Raw genomic sequence first — 16,606 nt, forward strand, 5'->3', positions numbered from 1 at the left:
TCCTGTATTAGTCAAACTCCAGTTCCACCTGCTCCGAACCAATGAGGCCACGGAGATCGTTTAATAAACGATCGCTCGGAGAGACACGCCACGTTGCGCCGAAACGTAATCGTGCACGTGCATCCGCCCTCTGATAGTAGAGATGTACTGGAATGGTCCCCGAGCGGTGGGGTTCCAGAGACTGACGGAGTCGGTTCAAAAGCTGGTCATCAATTTGCCTGTCCGTCAGCGAGATAGCAAGCCCGCGCGCATATTTTTCACGAGCTTCGTCAATGTCCATCACTTCGCGGGCGGTCATTTTAAGCCCCCCGCTAAAGTCATCAAAGCTGACCTGTCCGCTGACGATCAGTATGCGGTCTTTTTCCAGCAGTTGCTGATATTTATCCAGGGCGTCCGTGAACAACATGACTTCCAGGCGCCCGGAACGGTCATCCAACGTACAGATGCCAATACGATTGCCGCGCTTGGTGACCATAACCCGCGCTGCAATTACCAGCCCCGCCGCCGTGGTGACTTTGCCACGTTCGGTCGGGTGCATGTCTTTTAGTCGGTAACCACCGACGTAACGATCGATCTCTTTTAAATACTGGGTGATCGGGTGCCCGGTCAGATACAGCCCCAGGGTTTCACGTTCACCGTCCAGTACCACCTGCTCTGGCCACGGCTGGCAACTGGCATATGACTGTTCAACCTGCTCTGGCTCCTCCGCCAGGACACCGAACATATCGGCCTGACCAATCGCTTCCGCTTTCGCGTGCTGATCGGCGGCTTTCAGCGCGTCGCCCAATGCGTTCATCAGTGCGGCACGATGCGGCCCCAGCCTGTCAAACGCCCCGGACATTATCAGCTTTTCCAGCACCCGGCGATTGAGTTTTTTGGTATCAGTACGGGCGCAGAGATCAAACAATTCCCGGAAATAACCGCCGTTATTACGAGCCTCAAGTATCGCTTCGATCGGGCCTTCACCCACGCCCTTGATAGCCCCAATGCCGTAAACAATTTCACCGTCGTCATTGACGTGGAAATGGTACAGGCCAGAGTTGATATCCGGCGGCAGGATCTTGAGCCCCATACGCCAGCATTCGTCCACCAGGCCGACCACCTTCTCGGTGTTGTCCATATCGGCAGTCATTACCGCCGCCATAAACTCAGCCGGATAGTGCGCTTTCAGCCACAGCGTCTGGTATGAGACTAAAGCATAGGCAGCAGAGTGCGATTTGTTAAATCCGTACCCGGCGAATTTCTCCACCAGATCGAAGATTTTCATCGCCAGCTCGCCATCAACGCCGTTCTTCTTCGCCCCTTCTTCGAAGGTCCCGCGCTGCTTGGCCATTTCCTCTGGCTTTTTCTTACCCATCGCACGACGCAGCATATCCGCGCCGCCGAGAGTATAACCAGAAAGGACCTGAGCAATCTGCATCACCTGTTCCTGATACAGAATGATGCCGTAGGTCGGCTCCAGTACCGGTTTCAGACTCTCATGCTGCCACTGTACGTCCGGGTAGGAAATCTCTTCGCGCCCATGTTTACGGTCGATAAAGTTATCCACCATCCCGGACTGTAGGGGGCCTGGACGGAACAGAGCCACGAGGGCTATCATATCTTCGAAGCAGTCAGGCTGCAGACGTTTGATCAAATCTTTCATGCCGCGAGATTCAAGCTGGAATACCGCGGTGGTTTCCGAGCGCTGCAACATGTCGAAGCTTTTCTTGTCGTCAAGCGGGATAGCGGCGATATCCAGCGGTGGCTCGCCGTTCTTCTCACGGCGGGCATTGATCATCTCCAGCGCCCAGTTGATGATGGTGAGTGTACGCAGCCCCAGGAAGTCGAACTTCACGAGACCCGCATATTCCACATCGTTCTTATCAAACTGGGTAACCGGATGTTGCCCGGCTTCATCACAATAGAGCGGCGCAAAATCGGTAATTTTGGTCGGTGCGATAACCACGCCACCGGCGTGTTTACCGGCGTTACGCGTGACACCTTCCAGCTTACGCGCCATATCAATTAGCGCTTTGACTTCCTCGTCAGCTTCGTAGATTTCTGGCAGTTGCGGTTCCGCTTCAAAGGCTTTCGCCAGCGTCATGCCTGGATCGGGCGGAACCAGCTTGGAAATACGATCGACAAAGCCGTACGGGTGCCCCAGCACGCGGCCAACGTCGCGGATAACCGCTTTTGCCGCCATCGTACCGAAGGTGATGATCTGCGATACCGCATCACGACCATACATATCGGCCACATGATCGATAACCTGATCGCGTTTTTCCATACAGAAATCGACATCAAAGTCGGGCATGGAGACACGTTCCGGGTTAAGGAAACGTTCAAACAGCAAGTCAAATTCCAGCGGGTCGAGGTCGGTAATTTTCAGTGCATAGGCCACCAACGAGCCCGCACCGGAGCCTCGTCCAGGGCCTACTGGCACACCGTTATCTTTCGACCACTGGATAAACTCCATTACGATAAGGAAGTACCCAGGGAAGCCCATCTGGTTGATAACCTGGAGTTCAATATCCAGGCGCTCGTCATACTCAGGACGTTTCTCTTTACGGACCGCTTCATCCGGAAAAAGGAATGCCAGACGCTCTTCCAGCCCCTCTTTCGACTTCGCAACGAGGAAATCTTCTGTAGTCATCTCCCCGGTCGGGAACTGAGGCAGAAAGTACTCGCCCAGACGCACCGTGACGTTACACCGCTTGGCAATTTCTACCGTATTTTCCAGCGCTTCCGGGAGGTCGGAAAACAACTCACACATCTCGTCTTCGCTGCGCATATACTGCTGTGCAGAGTAGTTACGCGGACGCTTAGGGTCATCCAGGGTAAAGCCGTCGTGAATAGCAACGCGGATTTCATGCGCGTCAAAGTCGCCCGCATCAAGAAAACGGACATCGTTGGTGGCGACAACAGGCAGACCGCGTTCTTCGGCGAGCTGCACCGCCGCGTGCAAATAGCTCTCTTCGTCCGCGCGACCGGTACGAATCAGTTCAAGATAATAGTTGTTGGGGAAGTGCTCTTCGTAAAACGCCACGCACTGATCGACCAGCACGCTATTGCCGCGCATCAGGCTTCTTCCCACATCCCCCATCCGGGCGCCAGACAGCAGGATTAACCCCTCTTTCAACTCAACCAGCCAGTCGCGGTCAATCCATGGCCCTGCCGCCCCGTAGCCACGCTGATAAGCACGGGAAATCAGCAGCGTCAGGTTTTGATAGCCGACGTTGTTTGCTGCCAGTACGGTGAGCTGCGTCAGTTCGTCTGCGAGCAATTCGCTCTGAACATGAAAATCGGCGCCCACAATTGGTTTTAATCCTGCGCCGTGGGCCGTTCCGTAAAACTTCACCAGGCCACACAGGTTGGTAAAATCGGTGATCGCCAGCGCAGGCATGCCGAGAGAGGCCGCCTTTTTCACCAGCGGCCCGGTTTTCGCCAGCCCGTCTATCATGGAGTAGTCGCTATGCACCCGCAGGTGTACGAAACGTGGTTCAGCCATTTTCAGATCTCTTCACGTCACAGAATCAGGACACAAGGCCCAGCACGCGTTTGACGGGCGCAAAACTGCGCCGATGATGTTCCGTTGCGCCATGCTCAGCCAGTTTTTCCAGATGGAAAGCTGTCGGGTAGCCTTTATGCTGCGCGAAACCGTATTGGGGGAAAGTCATATCGAGCGTGGCCATTTCTGCATCTCGAGTGACCTTCGCCAGAATGGAGGCGGCGCTGATTTCAGGCACACGACTATCGCCTTTTACAACCGCCAGCGAAGGCATTGGCAGACTGGGGCAACGGTTGCCGTCGATGAGAACATATTCCGGAATGATCCCCAACCCAGCGACCGCACGCTGCATCGCCAGCATCGTGGCATGCAGAATATTTAACTCGTCGATTTCGTGCGGCTCCGCGCGGCCCAGACTCCAGGCCAGCGCTTTTTCTTTGATCTCGTCATACAGCGCCAGACGGCGTTTCTCTGATAATTTTTTCGAGTCATTTAGACCGATAATGGGACGCGCAGGATCGAGGATGACAGCGGCAGTCACCACTGCGCCAACCAACGGACCGCGTCCAACTTCATCCACACCCGCAACCAGGTGCATATGGGGGTAAACAAATTCCATCATTGTGCCAACTCCAGTACGGCGTCTGCGGCCTGCTCATCGGCATTACAGCGGATCTGCAAATGCAGCTCCCGGAAAATATCGTGCATCGCATGGCTGGTTTTGCCGTTTGCCAGCAGGGGAAGTAATGCATCAGCCAGCGCCTGAGGCTGGCATTCATCCTGCAGCAGCTCTTTAACAAGCTCACGGCCCGCCAGTAAATTGGGCAGTGAAACGTAGTCGGTTTTGACCAGGCGTTTCGCCAGCCAGAAGGTAAACGGCTTCATTCGATAACCCACTACCATCGGGCATTTTGCCAGCATACATTCCAGTGCCGCAGTGCCGGACGCCAGTAATGCTGCATCGCTGGCGATCATCGCTTCACGCGCCAGACCATCCAGCATATGCACGTGTAAATCAGGTGCGACAGCCGCTTTGATGCGTTCAAATTGTTCACGGCGCTTTGCATTTACCAACGGTACAACGACTTCAAGGTCCGGATAGTGATGACGTAATAGCTGCGCCGTACGCAAAAAGTCGGCGCTCAGCATCTCAACCTCAGCACCACGACTACCCGGAAGTAACGCAAGGCAGTGGGCGTCATGAGGGATGCCCAACGTGTCCCGCGCCGCATTTTTATCCGGGTCCAGCGGCATCGCATCCGCCATGGTATGACCGATAAAACGGCAGGGGACATTGAATCTGTCGTAAAACGCTTTTTCGAAAGGCAGAAAAGCGAGCACCAGATCGGTGGCTCTGCCTATTTTGAAAACGCGTTTTTGGCGCCAGGCCCATACCGAAGGGCTGACATAATGAATGGTCTTGATACCCTTTTTTTTCAGGTTCCCCTCAAGGGTAATATTGAAATCGGGGGCATCGATGCCGACAAAAACATCGGGTTTAAGCTCGTTAAAGCGGCGCGTGAGATCTGCACGGATGTGCAGCAAACGTCGCAGGCGACCAAGCACCTCGACGATACCCATCACCGCCAGCTCTTCCATTTCGTACCAGGCCTCGCAGCCTTCGGCCTGCATACGCGGCCCGGCAACACCGACAAAGCGCGCATCGGGCATACGCGCTCTTAGTGCGCGGATGAGACCGGCACCAAGAATATCGCCGGAGGTTTCTCCGGCGACGAGGGCAATCGTTAACGGACGACGTTCGGCCATTACCGAATTAAACCACGCGTGGAACGTTCAAAAAACGCCATGAACGTTTTCACTTCCGGATGCTGTTCTGCCAGCTCGGCAATTTCAGGTTTCGCTTCATCCAGCGTTTTGCCGCTGCGGTACAGCAGTTTGTACGCGTTACGGATCGCGGTGATCGCTTCACGGCTAAAGCCACGACGCTTAAGACCTTCAATATTCACGCCAAACGGAGTGGCGTGGTTACCCTGAGCAATCACGAACGGTGGGACGTCCTGTGCGACACCAGAACAGCCGCCAACCATAACGTGCGCACCGATGATGCAGAACTGGTGCACCGCGGTCATACCACCGATGATCGCGAAATCATCAACGGAAACATGGCCTGCCAGTGTGGCGTTATTCGCCAGAATGCAACGACTGCCAACGGTGCAATCATGCGCAACGTGCGCATTGACCATCAGCAGGTTATCGCTGCCCACCTTCGTCAACCCACCGCCTTGTAATGTGCCACGGTGAATGGTGACGCTTTCGCGAATGCGGTTGCGATCGCCAATTTCCACGCGGGTCGGTTCACCAGCATATTTCAGATCCTGGTTAACCTCGCCAATGGAGGCGAACTGATAAATCTCGTTATCACGACCAATTTTGGTATGGCCATTAATGACAACATGAGACTTCAGTACGGTGCCTTCGCCGATTTCGACGTTAGCGCCAACAATACAAAACGGACCAATGTGAGCATTGGCACCAATAACGGCACCGTCTTCAACAATGGCAGAAGGATGAATAAAGGCGGTTTTATCAATCACGTATCAGGCCTCCCGGCTACGTGCACACATCATAGTAGCTTCACAAACAACTTTGCCGTCTACCAGCGCGACACCCTTGAAGCGAGTCAGGCCACGGCGCGTTTTTTCGAAGGTGACTTCCATGATCATTTGATCGCCTGGCACAACCGGACGCTTAAAGCGCGCCTCATCGATACCTGCGAAATAGTAGAGCTCGCCAGGTTCCAGTTTACCGACGCTTTTGAACGCCAGAATACCGGTCGCCTGCGCCATCGCTTCCAGAATCAACACGCCAGGCAAAATCGGTTTACCAGGGAAATGCCCCTGGAAAAAAGGCTCATTTACCGAAACATTTTTAACTGCGCGTAGAAAACGACCTTCTTCAAAGTCCAGCACACGGTCTACCAGCAAAAACGGGTAACGGTGCGGCAGAAGCTCCAGAATCTCTTCAATGTGCAGAGTATGAGTGTCAGTAGTCAAAATACTCTTCCTGTCTAAATATACTAAAAGGCCATAATAACACGGCCCGCGGCAATCGTAAGAATGCCGACAGGCCGGGAAGTTTAAACGTAGCGAGCGAGCTATTAGTCTTCTTTATTGACCTTGCGCTCAATAGCCTTGAGGCGCTTGCTCATGTCATCAATGTTCATCACCAGGGCTGCGGTTTTACGCCACACCTTGTTTGGCTGTAGCGGGATCCCGGAGGAATAAATTCCTGGCTCGGTGATAGGACGCATCACCATCCCCATTCCCGTCACGGTGACTTTATCGCAGATTTCCATATGCCCGTTGATAACGCTGGCACCGCCAATCATGCAATAACGGCCAATTTTCAAACTACCCGCCATGATGACGCCACCAGCAACCGCGGTATTGTCGCCAATCACGACGTTATGTGCAATCTGACACTGATTATCAATGATGACGCCATTACCAATACGGGTATCATCCAGCGCACCGCGATCGATGGTGGTGCATGCACCAATTTCAACACGATCGCCAATGATAACGCGGCCAAGTTGCGGGATCTTAACCCAGTTACCACGATCGTTGGCATAACCAAAACCGTCAGAACCGATTACTGTGCCTGATTGAATCAGGCAATTCTCACCGATCTCGATCTCGTGGTAAATGGTCACATTGGCCCATAAACGGGAGCCCGCACCAATTTTCGTATTTTTCCCAACGAAGCAGCCCGGACCGATGACAACATTGTCGCCAAGCGTCACGCCGGATTCGATGACCGCATTTGCGCCAATCGCCACGTTGTTCCCCAGCGTCGCATCGGGATCGATCACCGCCCCTGGGGCAATGTTCTGTGCCGGTTGCGGCGTGGTATCAAGAATTTGGGCCATGCGTGCGTATGTCAGGTAGGGGTTTTTCACTACCAGTGCAGCGCTTGTGGCAAAAGGAAGATCGTCCTGCGTCATTACGACAGCAGACGCCTGACAGGCGGCTAAGCTTTCACGGTATTTTGGGTTTACCATGAAGGTGATTTGCCCTGCTTTAGCAGATTGCATGGACGCAACGCCGGTGATGACGATATCGCCATCACCGTGTAACTCTGCATCCAACTGTTGAGCTAAATCAGACAGTCGAATTGAAGGCATTACTTATTTAACCTGTTTCAGTACATCAGCAGTGATGTCTTTAACGTCATTGCTGTTGTAGATAGCGGCGTTGGAAGGGATAACCAGATCCACACCCTGATCGGAAGCAACTTTCTTCACAGCAGCCTGGATTTTGGTCATCAGCTTGCCACGTTCTTCGTTAGAACGACGAGCCTGATCCTGTTCAAAAGCCTGACCTTTCTGGGCCAGATCCTGACGCTGAGCCTGGATATCTTTTTCCAGCTTAGTACGATCGGCCGCTTTCATTGTGGAACCGTCACGCTGATAACGCTGCATTTTAGTCTGCAGATCGGATTCCATACGCTGCAGTTCGCTGGCACGGCCACTGAATTCGTTTTTCATTGTCTGAGAAACGCCAGAAGTCTGCGCAACCTGTTGGAACAGGCTGTTCATGTCCACGACCGCAATTTTATCGGCCGCCTGAGCAGACGTTGCCATTGCCAAACCTACACCTGCAGCTAATAACCACTTTTTCACAATTAACTCCTCACCATCCCGTTTGTACCCGGAGGTACCGTTCTTTGCGTTGGCGGGCAGTACAACGTGCACTGCCTCACCATCACGACACTACTTATGCATTCCTTCGCAGCGGCAAATTACCAGGTTTTACCAATGTTAAACTGGAACTGTTCTGCCTTGTCTCCATCGTATTTCTTAAACGGCTGGGCGTAGGAGAAAACCAACGGCCCCAATGGGGACATCCATTGTAAGGCGATACCCGCGGACATACGGATATTGCTCGGGTCACTGTAATCCGGTACGCCTAATGCCTTCATATCAGCAGTATTTTGCCAGTTGGTATCCCAAACTGTACCTGCATCCCAGAAGAACGATGTACGCACAGAATTCGCATACTTCTCACTGATAAACGGCGTCGGCGTAATGAACTCTACGCTCGCCACGCCCATTGCGTTCCCGCCCACGGCGTCACTGGAGCTACAGTATTTTTTCGTCGTCGAGTCACAGTTATCCAGCCCTTTCGCTCCGTAATAAACGGCTTTCGGACCGATGTTGTTGGACTGGAAGCCACGAACGCTGCTTGAACCACCGGCATAGAAGTTCTCATAGAACGGCAGTTCTTTACCACTTAAGCCGTCCCCGTAACCCCAACGCGTACGACCCAGTACAACCCATTTGTGATCGTCATCGATCGGGAAGTAAGACGCCGTATCAATCGTAACTTTGTAGAACTCGTTATCGGAACCCGGAATCGTCACCTTACCGTTCAGGTTGACACGGGAACCCTTGGTCGGGAAGTAACCACGGTCAAGGTTGTTGTATGTCCAACCATAGTTGAAGGTGAAGTCGTTTGCCGTGAAACCGTTATTATCATCGGTTTTACTGGCGCTTTGACCAATGGAGTCCAGATAACGCCACATCGCCACCTGCGGTTCCATCTTCGACAGATCATTATGGACATAGCCTAAGCCCACACGCAGGGTATTGTATTCGTTAACCGGGAAGCCTAACGTGCCATCCAGACCATAACTTTTGTTGGTGTAGGAAGACAGGTCAGCATTGTCTGCTTTAAAGTCATTGTAGAAGATACGCCCGCCGAGACTCACACCATCCACCGTAAAGTACGGGTTAGTGACCGAGAATTCGGAATAGGTTTGGTAGTCGTTCTTCGTACCGTTGATACCCACAGAGTAGCCGGTACCCAGCCAGTTATCCTGCTGAACACCAACCTGGAAGCTAACACCGCTTTCTGTACCGTAGCCGACACCGAAGTTGAAGCTACCGGTGTTACGCTCTTTAACTTTATACACGACGTCAACCTGGTCCGGACTGCCCGGCACACGCTGCGTATCGGTATCTACCGTTTCGAAGTAACCCAGACGGTTCAGACGTTCTTTACCCTGATCTACGAGGTCGCTACCCAGCCAGGCGCCTTCCATCTGACGCATTTCACGGCGCAGTACGGCATCTTTAGACGTGTCGTTACCTTCGAAGCGAATTTTGCGCACGTAATAACGGTTACCTGCATCGACGTTCACATGCAGCTTAACGGTCTTATCCGTATCGTTGATTTCCGGCTGCGACTGAACGCGTGGGTAGGCATAGCCATAGCGACCAAGAAGCTTTTTAATATCATCTTCCATTTTGGTCACTTTGGTGCCGTTATACAGTTCACCCGGCTGGATTTTGGTCATGCTTTCAATCTCTGCGGAGTGACCCGCCAGATTGCCGCTGACTTCAACACCCGAGAGTTTATACTGATCCCCTTCGGTCACGTTGACGGTGATGTAGATGCCTTTTTTATCCGGCGTCAGACTCACCTGCGTGGAATCAATATTAAAACGCGCATAACCGCGATCCAGATAGTAACTGCGCAGAGTTTCAAGGTCGCCCGCCAGTTTCTGTTTCTGGTATTTGCGATCGCCTACAACGTTCCACCACGGCACCTCATCGCGCAACTGGAAGGTGGAGATCAGCTCTTCGGTCTTGAACGCATGGTTCCCGACGATGTTGATCTGTTGGATCTGCGCTGATACGCCTTCCTGGAAGACCAGCTTAAGGTCAACACGGTTACGTGGCAGAGGCGTAACGACCGCCTTCACGCTGGCGCTGTATTTACCAACGCTGTAGTAGAAATCTTCCAGGCCTTTTTCAATATCAGACAGGGTAGTGCGATCCAGAGATTCGCCTACACGTACACCAGAAGCTTCAAGGTTCTGCTTGAGCATGTCATCTTTCACCGACTTGTTGCCGGAGAATGTGATGCTGGCGATAGTCGGACGTTCTTTTACCTGAACGAGAAGGGTATCACCGTCGCGGAGTACGCGGACATCCTCGAAGTTACCAGTGGCAAACAGGGCGCGGATGGTGTTACTGATGTCTTCATCATTCACCGTGTCGCCTGGGCGAACCGGCATACTGAGGAGGGCCGCACCAACGGCGACACGCTGCAGGCCTTCGAAATGAATGTCCTTCACTACGAACCCGTCAGCACCGTATACGGTGGCGCTGCTAAACAGCAGCGACGCTATGAGCAACTTTTTCATCGCCATCGTTATTATGCGTTCTTCCTAACAAACTCTCTTACAACCGAGAGAAATCATTGAAAAGTGCAAGCCCCATTAACAACACCAGCAAAATCGAGCCAATGCGATAACTAAAGTCTTGAACCCGCTCGGATACCGGTCCGCCTTTCAGCTTCTCAATCGCTAAAAACAGCAGATGACCCCCGTCAAGGACAGGTAATGGGAACAGGTTGATGATGCCTAAGTTCACGCTTATCAACGCGAGGAACATCAGGTAGTAAATCAACCCGAACTCCGCTGACATCCCAGCCCCCTGAGCGATCGAAATCGGCCCACTGAGGTTGTTCAGTTTTACGTCACCGGTTATCAATTTCCCCAACATACTGACCGTCAGCTTCATCAACTGCCACGTCTTGTCCGTGGCTTCAGCGATGGCGCTAAATGGTCCGTACTGGCGTACTGTCTTATATTCATCCGGCAGCGGGATAATTTTCGGCACAACGCCGGCAAAACCCTCCGCCTTGTTACCGGGTTTCTCATCCGGAATCAGCGTTAAAGACAAGGGACTCCCATGCCTTTCAATGTCCAGTGCTAACGGTGTGCCCGGATTATCGCGCACCAGGGTGACAAACGTCATCCACTGCGTTAACTGCTGACCATCGACTTTAACGATCCTGTCGCCAGCTTGCAAACCTGCTTTGCTTGCAGCCGAGCCTAATTGTACCTCAGCTAATACCGGTTCAATCTGTGCACCGCGAGGACGAATCCCTAATGACGCTAGCGGGTCGTCTTTGTCAGGTGCAAAATTCCACTGTTGTAAATCGAGAACTTTGTCCTGACGGTTATTACTGCCAAACGGTGCCACGCTGAGTGTGGTTTGCTTGTCGCCAATTTTGGAGATCAATTGCAAACGCACAGCGTCCCAATCAGGCGTTTCGATACCATCAATCGCTTTAAGTTCCGTACCTGGCGTAATTTGCGCATTTGCCGCGATGGAATTGGGCGCAATTTCACCAATAACCGGTCGAACACCCGGTACACCAATGATAAAGACCAGCCAGTAAGCCACGATAGCAAAGAGGAAATTGGCGATCGGTCCCGCCGCGATAACCGCAGCACGCTGGCCAACGGTTTTATTGTTGAAGGCGTAATGGCGCATTTCCGGCGTCACCGGTTCAACGCGCTCATCCAGCATTTTGACGTAACCACCAAGCGGAATGACGGCAATAACGAATTCCGTACCTTGCTTGTCCTTGCGACGCCAGAGCGCTTTGCCAAAACCAATGGAAAAACGCTCCACTCTCACGCCGCAACGGCGAGCAACCCAGAAATGGCCAAATTCATGCACGGTGATAAGAACACCAAGCGCAACAATGAACGACGCCAAATCCCAGAGAAAGCTCAGCATAAAACCGTCCGTTAAATCGTCCTGAAAACCAGTAACAACAGGCAGGCAAATACAGGAACCGCCGCCGTCAGGCTGTCGATGCGGTCAAGTATACCACCGTGACCGGGGATTAGATGACCACTGTCTTTGATACCGGCTTCACGCTTAAACATGCTTTCCGTCAGATCGCCCAGCACCGAGGCCAGCGCCGCGATCACAGAACAGAGTAATAATGTCGATGGCGAAACATCCAGATTTGCCCACGCACTATAGCCCCAGGAAATAATTCCTGCGGTAAACAAGCCGCCAATAAAGCCCTGCCAGGTTTTTCCCGGTGACACCTTCGGCGCCAGCTTATGTTTGCCAAACAGTTTGCCAAACATGTACGCACCAGAATCAGCGCCCCATACCAGGATCATGATATACAGCAGCCATAGCGCCCCGCTGTAGTGATTATCAGCATAATGCCACGACCGTAGCGCCAGCATACCCCAGAAAAAAGGAATAATTGTGAGAACGCCGAAAATCAACCGTATGGGTTTCGAATTACGCCAAATCGCTGCAGATGCCGGGTACCCCAGCACCAGCGCCAGAGCGATAATCCACCAGGCAAGTGAAGCCCAAAGCGAAACCTCAACCACTGGCTGATGAATATTATGATGGTACTCCGGCAGCATAAACAACATCAGCGCCAGTACCAGCCCACATAATACCGCCAGCCAGACACGCTGTGTCCGTGACGTAAAACCGCTCAGTTGCCCCCACTCCCATGCTGCCAGCATGCAAACGGCGAGCGTAACAATCGCAAAACCCACGGGCGGCAATAAGAACAATGCAGCAATGACAATGGGTATTAATACAAACGCAGAAATCAGGCGATACTTCAGCAAAAGCTACCCCCATCAGGCTTTGTCGCCACCTGGCTCGGTGCCGCCGAAACGACGCTCTCGATTGGCAAAGGCATGCAGCGCACCTTCAAAGTCTTGTTCATCAAAATCGGGCCAAAGAACATCCGTAAAGTAAAGTTCGGCATAGGCAATTTGCCAAAGTAAAAAGTTACTTATGCGATGTTCCCCACCCGTCCTAATCACTAAATCTACAGGTGCCAGTTCATGCATACAGATTTGCTGACTCAGCAAATCTTCATCAATCTGATCAGGACGTAATACCCCTTCCTGAACCTGAACGGCCAATTGCCGTACTCCCTGTACGATATCCCAGCGTCCGCCATAATTCGCCGCGATATTTAGCGTCAACCCTGTATTCTGAGCAGTCAACGCTTCCGCTTTACGAATACGCTCTTGCAGACGCGCGTTGAAACGGCTGGTGTCACCAATAATGCGCAAACGCACATTATGTCGGTGCAGGCTCTTCACTTCACTGTCCAACGCCCATACAAATAATTCCATTAGCGCACTGACTTCTTGCGCCGGACGATTCCAGTTCTCACTACTGAACGCGTAAAGCGTTAACGCATCAATCCCGCTGTTGGCAGCAAAAGAAACGGCCCGGCGAACTGATTTCGCACCAGCTCTGTGTCCAAATGCCCGTATCTTTCCTTGTCTTTTCGCCCAGCGACCATTGCCGTCCATAATGATTGCTACATGGCGGCAGCCATGCGCTGGCAAATTTTCGCTCATTGGTTGATTCGCAGACAACATAACGCGTTTTAGTCCCTGAAAAGGATTTAGCGGTACTCAGGAATACAAAAGCCTTTACGCAAAAAAGCCGTGTCAACCACGGCTTCCCCTGACAGCCCGACATTAAACAGGCTGATGGATGGCGCAGACTATATCACCGAAGCCCAACGCTAACAAATAGCATGACTATTAGTGGCTGGATTATCACCAGCTTGCGAAGCGCGTCACTTGTTTTTGCGCGGCATCACGTGCAAGCCGATCCACAGCCAATACATCATCAATACTTTGTGGTTCGCTTAATACCATCTGTTCCAGAACAGACAGATTCAGCGCAGCAATATCCGTAAACCGGATAGCGGAAGCCAGAAATGCCGACACCGTTACCTCATTCGCCGCATTCAGCGCCGTGGTCGCTGCCTGCCCCTGCGCAAACGCATCTATCGCCAGTTTCAGGCAAGGGTAGCGGTCATAATCAGGTGCGGCAAAGCTCAACGCACTCAGTTTACAAAAATCGAGGGCGTTGGCACCGGAGGGCACACGTTCAGGCCAGGCCATAGTATGTGCAATCGGTGTACGCATATCCGGTTCACCAAGCTGCGCTAAAACACTGCCGTCCTGATAACGCACCATGGAGTGGATCACCGATTGCGGGTGAATAAGCACTTCCATCTGGCGGGCGGAAGCGTTGAATAACCAGCGCGCTTCAATGTATTCCAGACCTTTGTTCATCATGGTGGCGGAATCAACGGAGATCTTTCTCCCCATCGACCAGTTCGGATGACGACATGCCTGATCCGGCGTCATTGAAGCCAGCTCGGACATGGGCGTTTCACGGAACGGGCCACCAGACCCGGTAAGCAGAATAGACGAAACGCCATTCTGCTCTAAATCAGCGTACCCCAGGTTTTGTTGGATTGTTTCCGGTAAACTCTGAAAAATAGCGTTATGTTCGCTATCCACCGGGAGGAGCTGCGCCCCGCTCTCTTTTACTGCGTCCATAAAAAGACGTCCGCAGGTAACCAGCGACTCTTTATTGGCAAGCAGCACGGTTTTACCCGCGCGAATGGCCGCAAGCGTAGGCACAAGGCCGGCAGCGCCAACAATCGCCGCCATCACCTGGTCGACATCATCGAGCGCAGCCATCTCACAGGCCGCCTGTTGACCACTCATGACCTGCGTCGGACAGCCCTGTTGTTGCAACCCAGCTTTTAGCTGACGCGCACTGGCTTCATCATCCATCACCGCAAAACGCGGGGTGAATTCCAGACATTGTTCCACCATACGGGTAACATTTTTACCCGCAACCAGGGCAGTAATGGAAAAGCGATCGGGATTGTGGCGAACCACATCGAGCGTGCTGCAACCAATAGAACCTGTTGAGCCCAGAAGGGTTAAATGCTTCATGAAACGCTCACAATATTGTGCAGATTAAAAGCAAAACGCCGCCAGCAAAGCCCCCGTGGCGGCTCTCTGTACGGCGTTTTTCGTCGGTTTTTGAATCAGAACTGCATCAGTTCTGCTTCTTTATCCGCCAGCGCCGCATCGACTTTTTTGATTGCAGCGTCAGTCAGTTTCTGCACGTCTTCCTGAGAACGACGGTCATCATCTTCACTGATTTCTTTATCTTTCAGCAGCGCTTTTACTTTGTCGTTCGCGTCACGGCGTACGTTACGAACGGCAACGCGTGCTTGTTCAGCTTCGCCACGAACAATTTTGGTCAGGTCTTTACGACGTTCTTCGGTCAGCGGCGGCAGCGGAACGCGAATGTCGGTTCCTGCGGAGCTAGGGTTCAGACCGAGGTCAGACGCCATAATGGCTTTCTCAACGGCCGGGCCCATGGAACGATCGAACACGTTGATTTTCAGCGTACGGGAGTCTTCTACCGTTACGTTCGCCAGCTGGCGCAGCGGCGTCGGAGTACCGTAATACTCAACGACGATACCATCCAGAAGGCTCGGAGAAGCACGGCCTGTGCGCACTTTGCTGATTTGGGTTTTGAACGATTCTACGCATTTTTCCATGCGCACTTCAGCATCTTTTCTGATATCGCTAATCACGTTACGAATCCTTGAAATCTTGTCTCAGGCAAACCATACGCCACTTGAGTGGTTAGTATAGTCTCGTTCAGTACAAGGCACCGTGAAGATGCCTGACAGAACTGCTAAATAAATTAAGGCGGAATCTTACCCTTATTTGTTGCTTACGGGAATTATTCCGTAATCAAAGTGCCTTCATTTTCACCCATTACCACACGACGCAACGCACCCGGCTTGTTCATGTTGAACACACGGATAGGTAATTTATGGTCGCGGGCCAGAGTAAAGGCAGCAAGATCCATGACTTTCAGTTCTTTATCAAGAACCTCGGTATAACTGAGTTGGTCGTACATGGTCGCAGCCGGATCTTTTGCCGGATCGGCAGTAAACACGCCATCCACCTTGGTGGCTTTCAGTACGACATCCGCTTCGATCTCAATGCCACGCAGGCAGGCGGCAGAATCTGTCGTAAAGAACGGGTTACCCGTACCGGCACTAAAGATCACAACACGATTGTTACGCAGCAGACTGATTGCCTCAGCCCAGCTGTAGTTGTCACACACACCGTTCAGCGGAAATGCGGACATCAGGCGGGCATTCACATAGGCGCGATGCAGCGCGTCGCGCATTGCCAGGCCATTCATGACCGTAGCCAGCATGCCCATGTGGTCACCCACCACGCGGTTCATACCCGCTTTCGCCAGGCCAGCCCCACGGAACAAGTTACCGCCACCAATTACCACCCCAACCTGAACACCCAGTTCAACCAGTTCTTTGATTTCTTGCGCCATGCGGTCAAGGATGCTTGCATCAATACCGAAACCTTCGGAACCCTGCAGGGCTTCGCCGCTCAGCTTAAGCAGAATGCGTTTATAGACGGGTTTTGCATTGGTAGCCATGTTTC

At 52.6% G+C, this 16,606-nt stretch carries 14 protein-coding genes; all 14 read right to left on the minus strand.

The window, feature by feature from the left end; translation table 11 throughout:
* Window positions 1–7 precede the first annotated feature (7 nt).
* Entirely contained in the window at window positions 8–3,490 is a 3,483-nt protein-coding gene (dnaE, locus tag AB182_RS20830; protein ID WP_047371759.1) for a DNA polymerase III subunit alpha, read from the minus strand.
* A 25-nt stretch (window positions 3,491–3,515) separates the two neighbouring features.
* Window positions 3,516–4,112, minus strand: a complete 597-nt coding sequence (gene rnhB / locus AB182_RS20835; RefSeq protein ID WP_047371760.1) for a ribonuclease HII — start codon at window positions 4,110–4,112, stop codon at window positions 3,516–3,518.
* Window positions 4,109–5,257: a lipid-A-disaccharide synthase gene (gene lpxB / locus AB182_RS20840; RefSeq protein ID WP_047371761.1), complete on the minus strand. Its 1,149-nt coding sequence runs from the start codon at window positions 5,255–5,257 to the stop codon at window positions 4,109–4,111. The genes rnhB and lpxB overlap by 4 nt, the downstream gene beginning before the upstream one ends.
* Window positions 5,257–6,045 carry an acyl-ACP--UDP-N-acetylglucosamine O-acyltransferase gene (lpxA, locus tag AB182_RS20845; protein WP_047371762.1) on the minus strand — a complete coding sequence of 263 codons (789 nt, stop codon included), beginning with the start codon at window positions 6,043–6,045 and terminating at the stop codon, window positions 5,257–5,259. Before lpxA ends, lpxB begins: the two co-directional genes overlap by 1 nt.
* 3 nt (window positions 6,046–6,048) lie before the next feature.
* Window positions 6,049–6,504, minus strand: coding sequence for a 3-hydroxyacyl-ACP dehydratase FabZ (gene fabZ / locus AB182_RS20850; RefSeq protein ID WP_004145858.1), 456 nt, complete (start codon window positions 6,502–6,504; stop codon window positions 6,049–6,051).
* A 104-nt stretch (window positions 6,505–6,608) separates the two neighbouring features.
* Window positions 6,609–7,634 (minus strand): UDP-3-O-(3-hydroxymyristoyl)glucosamine N-acyltransferase, encoded by a 1,026-nt coding sequence (lpxD, locus tag AB182_RS20855; protein ID WP_047371763.1) that lies wholly within the window; start codon window positions 7,632–7,634, stop codon window positions 6,609–6,611.
* Between the two features lie 3 nt (window positions 7,635–7,637).
* Window positions 7,638–8,132, minus strand: coding sequence for a molecular chaperone Skp (gene skp / locus AB182_RS20860; RefSeq protein ID WP_039078473.1), 495 nt, complete (start codon window positions 8,130–8,132; stop codon window positions 7,638–7,640).
* 119 nt (window positions 8,133–8,251) lie between these two features.
* Window positions 8,252–10,666 carry an outer membrane protein assembly factor BamA gene (gene bamA, locus AB182_RS20865; RefSeq protein WP_047371764.1) on the minus strand — a complete coding sequence of 805 codons (2,415 nt, stop codon included), beginning with the start codon at window positions 10,664–10,666 and terminating at the stop codon, window positions 8,252–8,254.
* A gap of 31 nt (window positions 10,667–10,697) precedes the next feature.
* The gene (gene rseP / locus AB182_RS20870; RefSeq protein WP_047371765.1) at window positions 10,698–12,047 is read right to left on the minus strand and encodes a sigma E protease regulator RseP; all 1,350 of its coding nucleotides are present in this window, start codon (window positions 12,045–12,047) and stop codon (window positions 10,698–10,700) included.
* A gap of 11 nt (window positions 12,048–12,058) precedes the next feature.
* Entirely contained in the window at window positions 12,059–12,916 is an 858-nt protein-coding gene (gene cdsA, locus AB182_RS20875) for a phosphatidate cytidylyltransferase (protein WP_047371766.1), read from the minus strand.
* Between the two features lie 12 nt (window positions 12,917–12,928).
* Entirely contained in the window at window positions 12,929–13,687 is a 759-nt protein-coding gene (gene ispU, locus AB182_RS20880) for a (2E,6E)-farnesyl-diphosphate-specific ditrans,polycis-undecaprenyl-diphosphate synthase (RefSeq protein ID WP_047371767.1), read from the minus strand.
* Between the two features lie 183 nt (window positions 13,688–13,870).
* Window positions 13,871–15,070, minus strand: coding sequence for a 1-deoxy-D-xylulose-5-phosphate reductoisomerase (gene ispC, locus AB182_RS20885; protein ID WP_047371768.1), 1,200 nt, complete (start codon window positions 15,068–15,070; stop codon window positions 13,871–13,873).
* A gap of 95 nt (window positions 15,071–15,165) precedes the next feature.
* Window positions 15,166–15,723 (minus strand): ribosome recycling factor, encoded by a 558-nt coding sequence (frr, locus tag AB182_RS20890; RefSeq protein ID WP_039078435.1) that lies wholly within the window; start codon window positions 15,721–15,723, stop codon window positions 15,166–15,168.
* 152 nt (window positions 15,724–15,875) lie between these two features.
* Window positions 15,876–16,601, minus strand: a complete 726-nt coding sequence (gene pyrH / locus AB182_RS20895) for a UMP kinase (RefSeq protein ID WP_039078434.1) — start codon at window positions 16,599–16,601, stop codon at window positions 15,876–15,878.
* Between the last annotated feature and the right edge of the window lie 5 nt (window positions 16,602–16,606).

Origin of the sequence: Phytobacter ursingii, assembly GCF_001022135.1 — a bacterium.
In the GTDB taxonomy this organism is placed as follows: domain Bacteria; phylum Pseudomonadota; class Gammaproteobacteria; order Enterobacterales; family Enterobacteriaceae; genus Phytobacter; species Phytobacter ursingii.

What these genes read in the sequence shown, in the direction of transcription:
- dnaE (WP_047371759.1), bottom strand. Translation starts at nt 3,490, where the DNA reads ATGGCTGAACCACGTTTCGTACACCTGCGGGTGCATAGCGACTACTCC.
- lpxB (WP_047371761.1), bottom strand. Translation starts at nt 5,257, where the DNA reads ATGGCCGAACGTCGTCCGTTAACGATTGCCCTCGTCGCCGGAGAAACC.
- bamA (WP_047371764.1), bottom strand. Translation starts at nt 10,666, where the DNA reads ATGGCGATGAAAAAGTTGCTCATAGCGTCGCTGCTGTTTAGCAGCGCC.
- lpxD (WP_047371763.1), bottom strand. Translation starts at nt 7,634, where the DNA reads ATGCCTTCAATTCGACTGTCTGATTTAGCTCAACAGTTGGATGCAGAG.
- ispU (WP_047371767.1), bottom strand. Translation starts at nt 13,687, where the DNA reads ATGTTGTCTGCGAATCAACCAATGAGCGAAAATTTGCCAGCGCATGGC.
- rseP (WP_047371765.1), bottom strand. Translation starts at nt 12,047, where the DNA reads ATGCTGAGCTTTCTCTGGGATTTGGCGTCGTTCATTGTTGCGCTTGGT.
- rnhB (WP_047371760.1), bottom strand. Translation starts at nt 4,112, where the DNA reads ATGATGGAATTTGTTTACCCCCATATGCACCTGGTTGCGGGTGTGGAT.
- pyrH (WP_039078434.1), bottom strand. Translation starts at nt 16,601, where the DNA reads ATGGCTACCAATGCAAAACCCGTCTATAAACGCATTCTGCTTAAGCTG.
- ispC (WP_047371768.1), bottom strand. Translation starts at nt 15,070, where the DNA reads ATGAAGCATTTAACCCTTCTGGGCTCAACAGGTTCTATTGGTTGCAGC.